General features: G+C 58.6%; 16 protein-coding genes and 2 pseudogenes. 10 read left to right on the forward strand and 8 right to left on the reverse strand.

Annotated elements, in window-relative coordinates; genetic code table 11:
• Positions 1-28: 28 nt before the first annotated feature.
• The 6 genes from EDC90_RS17530 to EDC90_RS17555 all read left to right on the forward strand — a co-directional run bounded on the left by EDC90_RS17530 (position 29) and on the right by EDC90_RS17555 (position 5368).
• Positions 29-1027, forward strand: a complete 999-nt coding sequence (locus EDC90_RS17530) for a TRAP transporter substrate-binding protein (protein ID WP_132313849.1) — start codon at positions 29-31, stop codon at positions 1025-1027.
• A 174-nt stretch (positions 1028-1201) separates the two neighbouring features.
• A complete protein-coding gene (locus EDC90_RS17535; RefSeq protein WP_165972885.1) occupies positions 1202-1717 on the forward strand; it encodes a TRAP transporter small permease in 516 nt (171 codons plus the stop codon).
• A complete protein-coding gene (locus tag EDC90_RS17540) occupies positions 1718-3025 on the forward strand; it encodes a TRAP transporter large permease (protein WP_132313851.1) in 1308 nt (435 codons plus the stop codon).
• Positions 3026-3095: 70 nt separating this feature from the next.
• On the forward strand, positions 3096-3560 hold the full coding sequence (locus EDC90_RS17545; RefSeq protein ID WP_132313852.1) for a YhcH/YjgK/YiaL family protein: 465 nt from the start codon (positions 3096-3098) through the stop codon (positions 3558-3560).
• Positions 3561-3672: 112 nt separating this feature from the next.
• Positions 3673-4515, forward strand: a complete 843-nt coding sequence (gene kduI / locus EDC90_RS17550) for a 5-dehydro-4-deoxy-D-glucuronate isomerase (RefSeq protein WP_132313853.1) — start codon at positions 3673-3675, stop codon at positions 4513-4515.
• Positions 4516-4582: 67 nt separating this feature from the next.
• Entirely contained in the window at positions 4583-5368 is a 786-nt protein-coding gene (locus EDC90_RS17555) for a gluconate 5-dehydrogenase (RefSeq protein WP_132313854.1), read from the forward strand.
• An 865-nt stretch (positions 5369-6233) separates the two neighbouring features.
• Here EDC90_RS17555 and EDC90_RS17560 read toward each other — a convergent pair.
• Together EDC90_RS17560 and EDC90_RS17565 are read right to left on the reverse strand one after the other, a co-directional pair.
• Entirely contained in the window at positions 6234-7007 is a 774-nt protein-coding gene (locus tag EDC90_RS17560) for an NADP-dependent oxidoreductase (RefSeq protein WP_132313855.1), read from the reverse strand.
• A 64-nt stretch (positions 7008-7071) separates the two neighbouring features.
• Positions 7072-7440: a hypothetical protein gene (locus EDC90_RS17565; protein ID WP_132313856.1), complete on the reverse strand. Its 369-nt coding sequence runs from the start codon at positions 7438-7440 to the stop codon at positions 7072-7074.
• Between the two features lie 112 nt (positions 7441-7552).
• Between EDC90_RS17565 and EDC90_RS17570 the strand changes: the two genes are divergently transcribed.
• Positions 7553-8494 carry an AraC family transcriptional regulator gene (locus EDC90_RS17570; protein ID WP_132313857.1) on the forward strand — a complete coding sequence of 314 codons (942 nt, stop codon included), beginning with the start codon at positions 7553-7555 and terminating at the stop codon, positions 8492-8494.
• A gap of 107 nt (positions 8495-8601) precedes the next feature.
• Here EDC90_RS17570 and EDC90_RS21280 read toward each other — a convergent pair whose 3' ends face one another.
• Together EDC90_RS21280 and EDC90_RS17580 are read right to left on the reverse strand one after the other, a co-directional pair.
• Complete coding sequence (locus EDC90_RS21280; RefSeq protein ID WP_348633716.1) at positions 8602-8778, reverse strand: putative quinol monooxygenase; 177 nt, start codon at positions 8776-8778, stop codon at positions 8602-8604.
• Between the two features lie 37 nt (positions 8779-8815).
• The gene (locus EDC90_RS17580; protein ID WP_132313858.1) at positions 8816-9832 is read right to left on the reverse strand and encodes an NADP-dependent oxidoreductase; all 1017 of its coding nucleotides are present in this window, start codon (positions 9830-9832) and stop codon (positions 8816-8818) included.
• A gap of 107 nt (positions 9833-9939) precedes the next feature.
• On the opposite strand from EDC90_RS17580, the gene EDC90_RS17585 reads away from it, so the two are divergent.
• Positions 9940-10518, forward strand: coding sequence for a TetR/AcrR family transcriptional regulator (locus EDC90_RS17585; RefSeq protein ID WP_132313859.1), 579 nt, complete (start codon positions 9940-9942; stop codon positions 10516-10518).
• Positions 10519-10631: 113 nt separating this feature from the next.
• On the opposite strand, the pseudogene EDC90_RS17590 reads toward EDC90_RS17585, so the two are convergent.
• The 3 genes and pseudogenes from EDC90_RS17590 to EDC90_RS21505 form a co-directional block, all read right to left on the reverse strand.
• A pseudogene (locus EDC90_RS17590) lies at positions 10632-11036 on the reverse strand (TetR family transcriptional regulator); the annotation flags it as partial.
• Positions 11037-11167: 131 nt separating this feature from the next.
• Positions 11168-11854: a substrate-binding domain-containing protein gene (locus EDC90_RS17600; protein WP_207903950.1), complete on the reverse strand. Its 687-nt coding sequence runs from the start codon at positions 11852-11854 to the stop codon at positions 11168-11170.
• Positions 11855-11942: 88 nt separating this feature from the next.
• A pseudogene (locus EDC90_RS21505) lies at positions 11943-12083 on the reverse strand (helix-turn-helix domain-containing protein); the annotation flags it as partial.
• Between the two features lie 97 nt (positions 12084-12180).
• Here EDC90_RS21505 and EDC90_RS17605 point away from each other — a divergent pair.
• Positions 12181-12798 carry an FMN-dependent NADH-azoreductase gene (locus tag EDC90_RS17605; protein ID WP_132313860.1) on the forward strand — a complete coding sequence of 206 codons (618 nt, stop codon included), beginning with the start codon at positions 12181-12183 and terminating at the stop codon, positions 12796-12798.
• A gap of 450 nt (positions 12799-13248) precedes the next feature.
• On the opposite strand, the gene EDC90_RS17610 is transcribed toward EDC90_RS17605, so the two are convergent.
• Positions 13249-13803, reverse strand: a complete 555-nt coding sequence (locus tag EDC90_RS17610; RefSeq protein WP_132313861.1) for a TetR/AcrR family transcriptional regulator — start codon at positions 13801-13803, stop codon at positions 13249-13251.
• A 117-nt stretch (positions 13804-13920) separates the two neighbouring features.
• On the opposite strand from EDC90_RS17610, the gene EDC90_RS17615 reads away from it, so the two are divergent.
• Positions 13921-14886, forward strand: a complete 966-nt coding sequence (locus EDC90_RS17615; RefSeq protein WP_207903949.1) for an NADP-dependent oxidoreductase — start codon at positions 13921-13923, stop codon at positions 14884-14886.
• The last annotated feature ends 142 nt before the right edge of the window (positions 14887-15028 follow it).

A 15028-nucleotide genomic window follows, 5' to 3' on the forward strand; every position in this document is an offset into this window, starting at 1 on the left:
CAATTCAATACCCTATTGGGAGGTAATTATGAAAAAGTTCAATAAAGTCCTTGGCCTGGCAGGTGTCAGCGTTCTCGCTATGGGAACGGCATTCGGCCCTTCGGCGGCTTTTGCCAAGACCGTTTTCGAGATCGCGTTCAACCAGCCGGAAACGCATCCGCAGTTCAAGGCGATGCAGCGTTTCGGCGAGGCACTTGAAGAACGGACCGATGGCGAATACTCCGTCCAGATTTTCCCGAATGAGCTGCTTGGCGCTCAGAAGGAAACCGTGGAAATGGCACAGACAGGCACGATTGCCATGTCGCTCGCTGCAGCCAGCCTTCTTGAAAGCTGGAACCCCGATTTTGTGGTTTTCAACCTGCCTTACGTCTTCGACAGCATCGAACACCAGAAGCAGATCGTGAATGACCCGGAAATCGTCGGCGATCTTTATAATTCCGTCGCTGATCAGGGTATCGTCGTTGTCGCCGCCTTCACCGCTGGCTCGCGCAACGTTTATCTGAAAGACCATCCGGTTCATACGCCGGAAGATCTGGCTGGTCAGAAGATCCGCGTGATGCAGTCGCAGACCAATATCGACATGATGAACATGATGGGCGGCAACGGTATCGCCATGGGTCAGGGTGAGGTTTACACCGCCATCCAGACCGGTGTTCTTGATGGTGGCGAAAACAACGAAGTGACCTACTGGTCGCTCAAGCATTCGGAAATCGCGCCGTATTTCTCCTACACGCAGCATCTGATGATCCCCGATTATCTGGTGATGAACGTCGATTACTTCGAAGACATGCCCGATGACGTGAAGACGATCTTCATGGAAGAGCTTCAGAAGGCTGCCAATTACGAGTTCGAAGTCTTCGCTGAAGATGCGGCCAAGTCCCGTGCTCTGGCTGAAGAAGCTGGCGCCAAGTTCAATGAAGTCGACCTTCAGCCCTTCCGCGATGCCGTTCGTCCGCTGACGGAAGAAAAGCTCACCAGCGACGTGACCAAGAAGATCTACTCGCAGATGCACCCCGCAAGCGAGTAATCTCAACCATCACGCAAGCCAGACGTCCCCGGAATACCGGGGCCGTCTGAAACGTCGGCCCGGAAGCCGAAAGGTTTTCCGAAAGAAGGCACGATGTGCAGTCGATAAAGACACAGAGCATCCTTCAAGCGTCTCATGGACGCACGACTTTCCGGGATGAGAAAGAAACTTGCTATGCATACGATCAAACTTTGGATAGATCGGTTTCTGGCAACCATCTGCATCACATTGTGTGGTCTTCTGACCTTTGTCGTCACCTGGCAGGTGATAAACCGCTACATCTTCAGCGGCGCCGGTGCGATGACAGAAGAACTCGCAAAGATCATGTTTGTCTGGCTGGTTCTTCTGGGCTCAGCCCTGTTGTTTGGCGAAAAGGGCCATATGAATATCGGGATCTTTGTCGAGGCCTTTTCGTCGCAAAGGCTGAAAGGCTTGTTTCAGCTTTCGACGGATGTCCTGATCCTGCTGTTTGTCGTTGCCATTCTTCTGATCGGCGGGCTTGACGCCGTTGACCGGACAATGCGCCAGACCAATGCAGCCATACCGTTTTTGAAAACCGGACAGATCTATCTTGCGCTGCCGCTCTCAGGCGCCTTTTCGGCATTTTACTGCCTTTACAACATCTGGAACGACATTCGCGCCCTGCTCCAGCCGGCCAAGGCTGAGCCAGCAAAAGGGGAGGCCCAATAAATGGCAAATGCAGCCGACATCGGTCTTATCCTGCTCCTCTCGATACCGATTCTCTTGATGATCGGTGTTCCGATCAGCGTCAGCATGGGCATTGGCTCGGTGCTGGCAATGGCCACCATTTTCACATTCGATCGCATGGCGATCACATCTGCCCAGCGTATCTTCGCAGGGATCAACTCTTTCTCGCTTCTGGCAATTCCCTTCTTCATCCTTGCAGGCAATATCATGACCTCGGGAGGGATAGCCCGAAGGCTGATCAACTTTGCCAAAGCACTCATCTGCTTTATTCCCGGTTCGCTGATGCAGACCAACATCGTCGCCAACATGCTGTTCGGTGCGATCAGCGGTTCCGGTGTTGCTGCTGCTGCCGCCATTGGCGGAGCCATGGGCCCGCAGCAAAAGGCAGATGGCTACGATCCGAAGGTATCTGCTGCGGCCAATATTGCTTCGGCCCCTGCGGGCATGCTGATCCCACCAAGCAACACTTTCATTATCTATTCGCTTGCAAGCGGTGGCTCATCGGTCGCGGCTTTGTTTATGGCTGGCTATATTCCCGGCATTCTTTGGGGCATTGCCTGCATGATCCCTGTGGTCTTCTTCGCCCGCAAGGCTGGCTACAAGTCCGAACGGTTGGGCAGCTTTAAGGAAAATTTCCGGATCACGATTGAAGCGATCCCGGCCCTGATGATGATTGTGATCGTTGTTGGCGGCATCATTTCCGGCATTTTCACGCCAACGGAAGCCAGCGCAATCGCGGTTGTTTACGTGACTGTTCTGTCACTGGCCTACAGAACAATGTCGCTGAAGATGGTCCCTGATCTGCTGCTGGCAACGGTAAAAACCACAGCAATGATCATCTTTATGATCGGTGTTTCATCGATCATGGGCTGGATCATGGCCTATGCCCAGATCCCGAATGTCATCGCTTCATCGCTGTTGTCGATCACCGATAACCCGATTCTGATCATGATCATCATGAATATCGTGATCCTGCTTCTGGGCTTTGTCATGGACCCAACGCCGGCCATCCTGATCTTTGCGCCGATCTTCCTGCCGATTGCCACATCTTTGGGTGTCGATCCGGTTCACTTCGGTGTTCTGATGGTCTTCAACCTTTGCATTGGCACAATCACGCCGCCGGTCGGTCCGATCATGTTTGTCGGATGCCGCATTGCAGAGCTGAAAATTGAGGAGGTGGTGAAGCCGCTTCTGCCGTTCTTCTTCATCCTCGTGGCACTGCTGATGGCCGTGACCTTTATTCCTGAGCTTTCGCTGGCTCTGCCGCGTGCCGCGGGTCTGATTCAGTAAAGCAACGCTCAGCGAAATGGCTGCGCCTTCGGGCGCAGCACTCAATCGGTGAGATCAAGGAGATACAGCAATGATTTTCGGGCGTCTTGATAACCTCAAAGCCGAACAGGAAATCCTGCCGGAAGCGGTTCGTGAGGGGCTGCGTTTTATCAACGACACAGACCTGGCGAATGCGCCTGTTGGCCGTGTTGATATCGACGGAGATCGCATTTTTGCGATGGTTCAGGACTACGAGACGAAACCCCTTTCCGAGAACCGGCCAGAATCGCATATTCGCTATCTCGATATTCAGTATGTCGTTTCGGGCCGCGAAGTGATTGGCCTTGCTCCGCTGGATGGAGCGGGGGCGCCCGTCACCGATCTTCGTGAAGAACGCGATCTCCTGTTTTACGACGATGTTTCCGGTGAAATGCCGCTGACCATGAATGCAGGCAGCTATGCCGTTTTTTATCCCTGGGACGTTCACCGGCCCGCTTGCCGGTTGAACGATCAGAGCGAAAGCGTGCGTAAGGTCGTCGTTAAAATCCGCCTTTAGATCCTCTTCAATCACAATAACAAACTGATCTTTTTATCACATTCAATCAGACACAGACGAAAACGCTAACGGATGCCCGTTGCTGTTTCGCTGACCAGAAGGAGAAAGAACCATGGAAATTCGCTATTCCGTCAACCAACGTGACTTCAAACGTTACACGACCGAAGAAGTGCGCGATGAGTTTCTGATCGAAAATCTCTATGTCGCCGATACGGTTGTTGCCGTTTACACGCACATCGACAGAATGGTCACGCTCGGCTGCATGCCGGTTTCTGAAGCCGTGCCGCTCGACAAGGGCATCGATTGCATGGGCACTTTCGGCACGAATTTTGTTCTGGAACGCCGCGAAATCGGCATCTTTAATCTGGGCGGGGCCGGTTCGATCGAAGCTGACGGCGAGACCTTCAACCTCGATTTTCAGGATTGCCTCTACATCACCCGCGGCACCAAATCGGTGGTCTTTAAAAGCGATGATGCCGCGAAGCCTGCCAAGTTCTACATGGTTTCCGCCCCGGCGCACAAAGCCTGCAAGACGACTTTCCTGAAAATGCAAGATGCCAAGAAAGTACCGCTTGGCGATACCGCCACAGCGAACAAGCGCGTGATCAACCAGTTCATTCATCCCGACGTTCTGGAAACCTGCCAGCTTTCCATGGGACTTACCCAGCTGGAACCCGGCAGTGTCTGGAACACCATGCCAGCCCACACACATGAGCGCCGCATGGAAATCTACACCTATTTCAACCTGCCGGAGGATCAGTCCGTCTTCCACATGATGGGTGAAGGCAAGCAGACGCGCCATATTCTCGTGCAGAACGAACAGGCTGTCATTAGCCCGTCCTGGAGCATCCATTCCGGCTGCGGCACGACCAACTACACCTTTATCTGGGCGATGGGTGGCGAAAACCAGACCTTCAACGACATGGACGTGATCCCGATCAACGAGTTGCGCTGATCGCCGCATAGCGATGCGGCCGCGTTTGAATGGACTATTTCACCTCTAACAGAAAGATCTTAGACCCATGAATTTTGCAGACATTTTTTCCCTTGAAGGCAAGATCGCGCTGGTGACCGGCGCTTCCTACGGTATCGGCTTTTCCATCGCCTCGGCGCTGGCCGAAGCCGGTGCAACCATCGTCTTCAACGACATTAACGAAGACTTCCTGGCCAAGGGGGTCGCCGCCTACAAGGATGCGGGTATCGACGCCAAGGGCTATATCTGCGACGTGACCGACGAGCCTGCCGTTCAGAAGATGGTCGCCCAGATTGGCGAAGATGTCGGTCCGGTCGACATTCTCGTCAACAATGCCGGCATCATCGCCCGCACGCCGATGCACGAGATGGAAGCCAAGGACTTCCGCAAGGTCATCGATATCGATCTGACGGCACCCTTCATCATGGCCAAGGCCGTGCTGCCATCGATGATGGAGCGCAATTCCGGCAAGATCATCAACATCTGCTCGATGATGAGCGAACTCGGCCGCGAAACGGTTTCGGCCTATGCCGCGGCCAAGGGCGGCCTGAAAATGCTGACGCGCAACATCGCCTCTGAATATGGCGCCTACAACATCCAGTGCAACGGCATCGGCCCGGGCTATATCGAAACGCCCCAGACCGCGCCGCTGCGCGAACCCGGTCATCCGTTCAACTCCTTCATCCTGGCAAAGACGCCAGCCAACCGCTGGGGCACGACCCAGGACCTCAAGGGCCCGGCCGTGTTCCTCGCCTCGGCAGCCTCGGATTTCGTCAACGGTCACGTGCTTTATGTCGACGGCGGCATCCTCGCCTATATCGGCAAACAGCCATAACCAGACGTCTGGCCGGAGCGGATGCCCTTTTCCATGTCCGCTCCGGCTCCCTCACAAATTACCAGCTGAACTTCTGCCGCGCAGGAACGTCTTTTCAGGACGCAACTCAATCCAGCCCACCGATCCAGTACTGTTTGTTCAGCAATGACCGGATATCCTGAGACGTCCTTCACACCATACGATCTGATTGATCCTGCTCGCGAGCGTATCGGTTGTCCGGATAGAACCTCTGGCGGCACCACCACAGCCCGGTGCCCGCAATATGTGAGACGGGCGGGCCTCCCTGACACAGCAAGCTGCGGCGAAAGTACACGTTTCAAAACTTCGCCACGCATTCCGGCTCCCGACAATGCGGGAATGTCACATAGGCGGTGAAGCGCCCTTTTTGTGGGCACGGACCGTGATATGGCAATCATCTGCATAGCGACGATCTCACCGGATCAACCTTGTCCGCATCTCCACTCTCGGTAATTGTCAGCGCGCCTTTAACGATTACCATCGTTTTTTCAGGCCCTGTCCGGACCATATTCGCCGTCGCAAACGGTGACAGGCCGCCGTGCCGATAATTGAGCACATTTCCGACCCAAACACCGGCATCTTTCCCCGCAGCGCGTTCCAGTCTTGCATCCTCCGAGTGAAAATATGCGTGGCCCGTCCCCCGCAAATTGTCCTCGTCAGACACTGCACCGGCCCGGAACACGCGATTCCTGTCGTAGCTATTTTCGTCTTATTGATGGTTTGAATCGCTGGATCTGCTTCGTTGTTTTCGTGTTCTGTATTTTTGAAATTTGATTGCGGAGGCTGGATATGATCACAACTTGCGCCCCGAGCAAGTAAAGATGGTTGCGCAGGAATGCGCAGATCTTCAACTGCTAATTCGATCAGCGGCGTAGCGCTGCGTACGACATAACGGCAGGGCTGTACGCACGGCAGCGCCCGAAACGTGCTGGCCGAGCTTCTCCACCAGTCCCTGCGACCACGGCACGAGCTGGAAGCCCAGCCCGTCGTCAATCATGGCGAACCGGCCTCGATAGGACCCAATGTCGAACGCGCGGTAGTCGATAACCTCGCTCACGCCCTGTGCCAGCGCTTCCTCGCGTCCGAATGCGCTGCAACTGCCGGTAACGGTTGCGCCTTGCATGCGTGCGATCTGCACCGCCAAACGCCCCACGCTTCCCAAGCATCCGGTTATCAGGACGGACTGACCAGCTCTCAGCTTCGCCTTTTCCATGAGTGCGATCCAGGCCGCCGAACCGACAACCGTCATGGCCGCCGCCTGCTCGAAAGTGACATTGGACGGCTTCAGTGCAACTGTTTTCGTGTCCGCCACGACATATTCCGCAAAAGCTCCCGCTTGCCGGATCTCGGTAGCGCCGAAGACCTCATCGCCCACCTTAAACCGCTCTACTTCCGAGCCAACGGCATCGATCACACCGGAAAAGTCATGGCCCAGGCCACGCGGAAAGTGCGAACCCGTCATCATCTTCATTTCGCCACGTCGGATCTTCCAATCCATCGGATTGACCGCTGCGGCCCTGACCTGAACGCGAATCTGCTCCCGTACCGGTTCGGGCAAGTTCACCTCGGCAATCCGCAGCTCTTCCGGGCCACCATATTTGAGATACTGGATGCGCTTCATGGTCGGTGCTTCTCAAACTGTTCGGCGTGGAGATGAGCGGGGAGTGGACAATCGACGGGGTTCATCATCCGGCCCACCAGACCCAGATGAAGGCGGCCCCAAGCACCGCCTCTGCGACAGCCGAACGAAAGATGCCCGCACTGACACGCCGCGCCAGGAACTCGTAAAGACCAAGACCTGCCAAAAGCATGGCTGTTCCGCCCATGACCAGGCACACAGCCGACCGGATGTCCGAGGAACCGGCTGTTCGCCCGAGGAAAAACATCAGAGCGAGGCCGAGATACATCAGGCCCATCCGGCGAAACAGGATGAGCGCGCCAATGGATTGCTCGAGCCCCCACTCCTTGAGCACGCTGCCGCCGAAGACGATGAAACGGGCGCCGAGAACGATACACGCGGCCGTCATGACGAGTGCCAGTATCTCGAAGGTCAAAGCCAATCTCCCCGATCGAATGGTTGCTGGACAGCGGAAGCATCGGGTTATAGGCAGGGCATATCAGACGATCTATGCTTCAGAATCCTATTTTTATTGGAGATCATCCAAAATGGACCCATTATCCGATATCGTCTCGTTCCTCAGACTGCGCAGTTATCTCGTGGGCGGCTTCGAAGCGGGCGGGAACTGGTCCATCGGCTTTGATGCCTATGAAGCCATCAAGTGCTACGCCGTAACAGAAGGCGCGTGCTGGATTGCGGTCGAAGGTGCGGGTGAGCCTGTGTTTCTGCGTGAGGGCGATTGCTTCATGCTGCCGCGCGGCAGGCCGTTCCGGGTCGCCAGCGACCTGAGCCTGCCGCCGGACGATTGGCGGCGCCACTTTCTCGGCACCGAAGAAGGCGCGTTGGTGAAGCTCAACAAAGACTCAGGGGTGACGGTGCTCGGCGGCCATTTTGCACTCGCGGGGCCGCACGCCGATATGCTGCTCGGCATGCTGCCGCCAATCGTCCTCGTGCGCGGAGAAGCGGAGCGCGAGACGTTGCGCTGGGCCTTCGAGCGGATGCGGAAGGAGCTGACCGATCTCAAGCCGGGCAGCATCCTCATCGCGCAGCAGCTCGCCTCAATGATCTTCATCAAGGCGCTACGGCTCTATCTCGATGAGAACAAGGGCACCGGCTGGCTGTTTGCGCTCTCCGACCAACGCGTGGTGGGGGCGGCCATCAAGGCGATCCATCGTGAGCCGTCGCACAGCTGGACAGTGGAAACGCTCGCCAGCGAAGTCGGCATGTCGCGCGCAAGTTTTGCGGCGCGGTTTCGGCAACTGGTCGGCGAAAGCCCGATCGAGTATCTGACGCACTGGCGAATGCTCCTCGCCGGACGCAGTCTGGAGCACGGCGAACCCATCAGCACGATTGCCCACGCCCTCGGCTACGAATCGGAAAGTGCGTTCAGAACCGCCTTCAAGCGCGTGACGGGCAACACGCCCCGCCATCACGCGCGTTTGTTTGCACAGAACAATGCCGCGAGTTTCCTCGTGCAGAACGGTACCTAGAGCACGGCCGTGAGGAGCACATCGGATCGGAAGCTGGCAGTGTTTCAGGATGGATTGCCGATGGCTGCGCCTTTCCTCCGGCACCTCGTAGGTTTGAAGATCGCCTTTCATCCGCTCACCCCAGTCTGACAGGAACGCCAGCGCTCAGCAACCAGGAACCGCCCAGTTGGCCTGTCGTCCAGCGTGATGCCGTAGAACAGACAGCCCTCCTCGGCTTTCGTGCTAAGGCTGATCGCCTGAATGGCGCGGATGAATGCGTCGACGTCTTGCGGTTCGGTGTGGATCTACCCCATGAGAATGAGCATGCCGGTCTCCTCCCCTTCACTTACCAACCGTCAGCACGATCTTTCCCTGGATATGGCCTTTGGCCGCTCGTTCATGGGCCTGGCGCGCCTCGGCGAGCGGATGAGTGCTGTCGATGACGGCGCGGATCGTACCGTCATCGAGATAACGGGCCAGTTCCGTCAGTTGAGTGCCGCTGGAACGCACCTGAGTTGTGGAGACTGTGATGCCGCGCTTTTCGGCTTCACCGGCGTCCGAGAAGCCAAGCGGGTAAATCGGGAACAGGGCACCGCCGCGCTTCAGCTTGGGCAGAAAACGACCCGTTGTCGCACCACCCACCGCATCGATGACGAGATCCAGGTCATGGGTCACGTCCTCGGGAGGAGTTTGGGTGTAGTCGATGAATTCGTCGACACCGAGGTCGCGCAACACGGCCTCATGCTTGCCTGAGGCAACGGCGATGACCCGCGCGCCATTCAGCTTCGCCACCTGCACCGCGAAATGGCCAACACCGCCCGCGGCCCCGTTGACCAGCACAGTCTTGCCCTCAAGCGGGACAGGGTGATGGGGGCCGGGTTGCAGAGGGTTTGGCTCACTGTGCCCGACATCCACCATGAACTGCCAGGCGGTCAGCAGCGACATGGGGGCCGCGGCAGCATGGATGTGGTCGATGCCGGCGGGTTTCCTTGCAAGTTCCGTCGCTGGCACGCTGACAAACTCAGCATAGGCCTTGCTGTCCCCGACGCTGAAAAACCGCACCATGGAATAGACTTCGTCGCCGACGGAAAAGCCCTCGACGTCCTCGGCGACCGCCTCGACTACCCCTGAGATGTCGGTGCCCAGAATAAGGGGGAAATCTACCTGCGGCCGCCATTCCGGCGGCAGGGCCTTGTAGCCGTCGCGCAGATACCAATCGGGCGGGTTGATCCCGATGGCATGGACGCGCACCAGGACCTCGCCCGGCTGAAGCACGGGTTTCGGCGCATCTTCGTATCGCAGAACATCCGGGCCGCCGAAGGCGTGGATCCGGACGGCTTTCATTGTTTCATTCGGCATGGCTTTGTCCTTCGAAGGCAGGCGTGCTATAGCTGGAGTACTGCCCCGCATTATGTGGAGCGCGGCACCGTTTAAACGGCGCACCACTCCATTTGTCAAGTGATATCATGAGATCAGACGCCCGAAAGAATTACGACCACATCCTCGCCGTCGCCCGCGACCTCCTTTCCGGGGACGGCGCCGATGCGTCGCTGCGTGACATTGCCCGCAAGGCCGGCGTTGGCGATGGAACGCTGCATCGCCACTTTCCCACGCGCGAAGCCCTGCTGGAGGCCTTGCTCCGCACGAGCTTCGACGCGTTGAGCGCGCGGGCGGACGAACTGGCGCAGTGCGAAGCGGCCGACGAAGCGCTGTTGACATGGGTGCGCGAGGCGATTGCGGTGACGCACAGCTACCAGGGCGTCATCGCGCCGATGGTGGCCGCGATCGCCGACGAAAATTCCGCCCTGCATTCCTCATGCGTCGATCTGCGCCAGGCGGGGGCGGTGCTTCTCAAGCGGGCGCAGGCCAGGGAACTGGCGCGTCAGGACATGGATGGCAATGATCTGTTCGCGCTGATCAGCGCCCTGGCCTGGCTTGCCGACCAGCCACCGCTTGTCCCGCGGGCCGATCACCTGTTCGACATCATATCGGACGCCATTCTCCTGAGGCGGCCCGGCGGGGTCCCGGAAAACCAGCGCGTATAAGCTGCCTGAGAAGATTTGCCCGGCGACTAGAGCCATTCCGCGTTTCACGGAAACGAGAAAAGGCTCTATCTCTTTGTTTTTACGCAATTCCGGACGGTGAACCGGTGTCCACTTCACCTGTAATTGCTTTCGTCGGGCTCATGTGAGGGACCCGCAGCGCCTTGCGGATCGGCCGCGCGATAACGCAGCCCGTCAACCAGAAGCGCGACCAGCCGGCGCACGGCGGCTGGATTGCCGTCGCTTGACGGCATGCACAGGCTCGCCACCGCGCGCAGGAGATCATAGGGATTTGCGTCGGGGCGTATTTCACCGGCGGTGACGGCAGCATCGAGCAATCTTTGCAGCGCAGGCTCGAACCGGCTGTCGAAATAGGCCGGCAAGGCCTCGAACGCCGGGTCGCCCGAATGAAGCGCGGCGGCGAGCCCGCGCTTGGCAACGATGAAGTCGACAAAGCGCTGCAACCACCGTTCGAGCGCTTCTTCGGGAGGATAGGCTTGCGGCAAGCCGGCTGCGACGTCCTGCGGGGCGATCTGCGTGATCCGGAGAGCCTACGCCGGGGGCGCGGAGCAGGCGGGCGCCGTCATCCAGCGCATCACCTGGGCCTATCTCAAAAGCGCGCGCTATCCGGACGATACGGCCTGGAGCACGATCACGAGCGAAACTGAAACCGGTTCAGAGGCGCGGATCGAGAGCAAATAGAAAGAGGCTTAAAAGCCGATCTCCGGGGCGGACGATTGCGCCGCCGACCGGCACGACTGAATTGGCGACGAGGCTGATGCGGTGGCGCGTGGCTCAGCCTGCCTGTGTCCAGGTGCTCTTTCACAAGATGCTCGGGCATCCGGCACCATCCAAAGCCCGCGAGCAGGAAATCCATGCGCCGCCCGAGATCGACGAACCGCCAAGGAGCAGAGCCGGTCAGGCCGTAGTTCGGCCCGTCCCGGTTCGCCGGGTCGGACAGAACAAGCTGAATATGGGCCTCCAGATCGACACGGGATGCCGGACGCCCAAGGGTCGCCAGCGGGTGGTCCGCTGCGGCCACGGGCAAAAGGTTGATCCGGATGAGCGGCGCCGCCACGACATCCTCCGGCACGTCGGGCAACAGCAGGCAAAGGGCAAGCGACACATCGCCTGCGCGCAAACGACGGAGCGCGCCTCCAAGTCCCTCGGTCGAGAAGCTGATCTGCAATTGTGGATGGGTCTCGTGCAGCGCGCGAAGACTGTCGATCAGGGGTGCGGTGGGGACCAGCGGATCGATGGCCAGCGCCAGTTCCGCCTCCATCCCCTGACGTGATCCCGCGGCCACGGCCTCGAAACGGGCAGCGCTTGCCAGCACCATACGTGCTTGCTGCACCAGGATCCGGCCCGTGTCCGTGAGCTGCGGGCGGTGCCCGCTCCGATCGAAGAGCGCGACCCCCCTGGGTGGCCTCCAGTGTGGCGACGGTCTGGCTGATGGCGGATTGCACCCGTGCCAGTTTGCGGCCGGCGGCGGAAAAACTGCCGGTATCGGCAATTGCGACCAGCACGCGCAGCTGATCAAGGCTCAGCGAAGAAATCAAAACTATCACCTGATGTGATCGAAACCATCTAAATTATATCACTCCCGCAGGATGATCGGAACCCTTACCTTCGTCGTCATGCTTCCAACAGCAAAAGGAATGTAGCATGACCAGACTTCTCGTTATTGAAACCAGCCCGCGCGGCAGCGCCTCGGTTTCGCGCAACATGACGCGCCGCTACCTTGCGCAATGGCAGGCGCTGAACCTGAACGGCAAGGTCGTCCTGCGTGACCTCGCGAAAGAGCCCCTGCCACACGTGACGATGCCCTGGCTTGCGGCCTATTTCACGCCGCCCGATGCACAGACGGCGGAGATGAAGGCACAGTTGGCGCTTTCCGATACGCTTGTTCAGGAACTTCTGGGCTGCGACGAGCTTGTGATCGCCACGCCGGTCTATAACTACAACATCCCGGCCGCGCTCAAGGCGTGGGTCGACCATATCGTGCGCAAGGGCTTGACGCTCGGATTCGATGGCACGGGCCTGGTCACCGGGAAAAAGGCCACGCTGCTGATCGCCTCGGGCGGCGAATATGGTGAGAACTCGCCGATCAGGGACCGTGATATTGCCACGCAATATCTCAGGATGATCCTGAATGTGCTCGGGTTCGAAGACATCACGGTCGTCGCCGGCGGCGGCGCCAAGAATGTCGATCTCGGCGAAATCAGCATGGAAGACTTCGTCGACAGGCTCGATATGCAGCTCAGAGAAGAGACTCTCGCCTGAGGCGGCGGCAAAAACCGCGCGGGCCAGCATCAATCTGCTGGCCCATGGGCTGCATAGCGTCTAGCCTCCGGGGTTGCCGTACTGCCCACCAGAGTGACTGAAAGGGGACGGCTAGACATAGCTATATTCCAAGTCTGCCTCGCGCTCGGCTTTACTTGCAGCTGCAGATCTAATTGGATGATCGTAACCGAATACCATATCAGTCAGCTTTGCTCGCTTCTTCCCCTAGGACTTCGTTGCACATGGTCGGCGGGCAACAACAGGCATCGCCTCAGCGATCAACGACACGTCTTCTTCCTCGAGCTGGCGCTTTGTACCACGCATCGCGGTGCCCAACGGGAGTCGTGGTCGCGTGTCAGACAGGTTGGTGGAAGGCCAAATTATGCATTCTTTGGTAATGACAGGCCGTTTGGGCGAAAGGCAGTTCCTCGCCCCGGCGGAACTGCGGCTTTACGCTGTCAACGTGCGAACCTCATCAAAGACAAGCTGGACCTGTTGTCGGAAGTCACCACCGCCATCCAGCCAAGCCTCGAAGGCTTTGCCGAACGCGGCCATGCCGAGCTGCGCTGCCAGAAGGGCCGAGGCGTATGAAAGCCCCCGTTCGTTCAAGGCGCCGGCAAGGGCATGGCTTAAGGCCATGGCTTTCGTGAGTTCGCGCTCTCGCAAAGCTGGACTGGCGGCGATCGCTGCTCGCCGCGCCTCTGCCAGATCACCGTTAGCGGTCATGATCTTGTCTGTCGCCTCAAATGCTCGCCGAAGCGTCGCCCATGTTCCGAGCGTCGCAGGACTATCCTTTACGGCCCTGATCAGAACGGCGCTCAATTCCTCCTGACCATCAAACAGCACTTCGCGCTTGTCAGGAAAGTGGCGGAAGAACGTGCGTTCGGTGACGCCTGCCCGCTCAGCAATCTGGGCGGCGGTCGCCTGTTCATAACCGACCAGTCCGTACAATTCCAACGCTGCCTTTTGCAACCGGCGGCGCACCTTTTCGCGATCACGTGGCATTTCACCTCTTGTCAGTCACTGACGATACGATTATCGTCAGTGACTGACTATACCACTATGGCTGATCCGCACAACCCGTTTCGGCCGCACGTTTGATCGGCCAACCTGGAGAAGACGATGCCAGATACCCAAGAAACGAATATGCGCGCGCTGCGCTTTGACAGTCACGGCGAATGGTCGGAGGTGCTGCATCTTGTCGACGCGCCGGTCCCGGCGCCGGGGGCGAACCAGATCCGTATCAAGGTCCATGCCTGCGCCCTCAATCCGATGGACTGGGTGCTGTGCCTCGGATTGATGCCGGGTCCGCTGCCGGGCGGGATCGGGCTCGACGTATCCGGAGAGGTGGAGGCCATCGGCGAAGGCGTGACCAACGTCAAGATCGGCGACAACGTGTTCGGCGTTCCCGACTATCTCGGTTTTCCAACCGCCGGCGTGGCAGAATCCGCGGTCCTGTCGGTGTGGGAACCCGTTCCTGCGGGTCTGGATATGCTCGCAGCGGCGACCTTGCCGATGGCCGTGGAAACAGCCATGCGAAGTCTCGACCTCCTCGGCGTCTCGTCGGGCCAGACGTTGCTGGTCAACGGTGGCGGAACGATGGTCGGCTTTGCGGCAGTTCAGATCGCGCTCGCGCGCGGCGCGCGCGTCATTGCGGCCGCTGGCAAGACTTTCGAAAAGGAACTGCGCGGGTTCGGCGCCGAGGTCACGCCCTATGGCGAAGGCCTGGTCTCGCGCGTGCATGAAATAGCTGGCGGCAAGGTGGACCGGGTGCTGCAAACCGCCCTCGCCCCGGGCCAGCTCCACGACTTTATCAAGATCGTCGATGGCGAGCCCAAACATGTCATGAGCATCACCGACTTCGACGACGAAGGTCTCGGGATCAAGACCACGGGTCGCGAGGAGGATCTGGTCCCTCGCTACGACGCCCTGAGTTCCTATGCGCAGCTTGCTGCGGAGGGGCGCTTCGTTATTCCCGTCGCGCGCACCTTTGGCCTGGATCAATGGCGTGAAGCACTTGAACTGTGCCACTCCGGACACGCGCACGGCAAGCTTATGATCCTGCCGGCTCAGGGCAACGCCAGCTAAATGCATGTCGACGCGAGGAATTTGAGATGGTTCCCTTCCAAGGAAGGTGTCCGTCGTCGAATGATTATGGACAGAATGGGTTCTGGCTATCAGGAGGGTCTGGCTCGTCTGATTTGTTGATTTAAGCGGCGTTTGCGTGATG

This window comes from Martelella mediterranea (assembly GCF_004342225.1).
GTDB lineage: Bacteria > Pseudomonadota > Alphaproteobacteria > Rhizobiales > Rhizobiaceae > Martelella > Martelella mediterranea_B.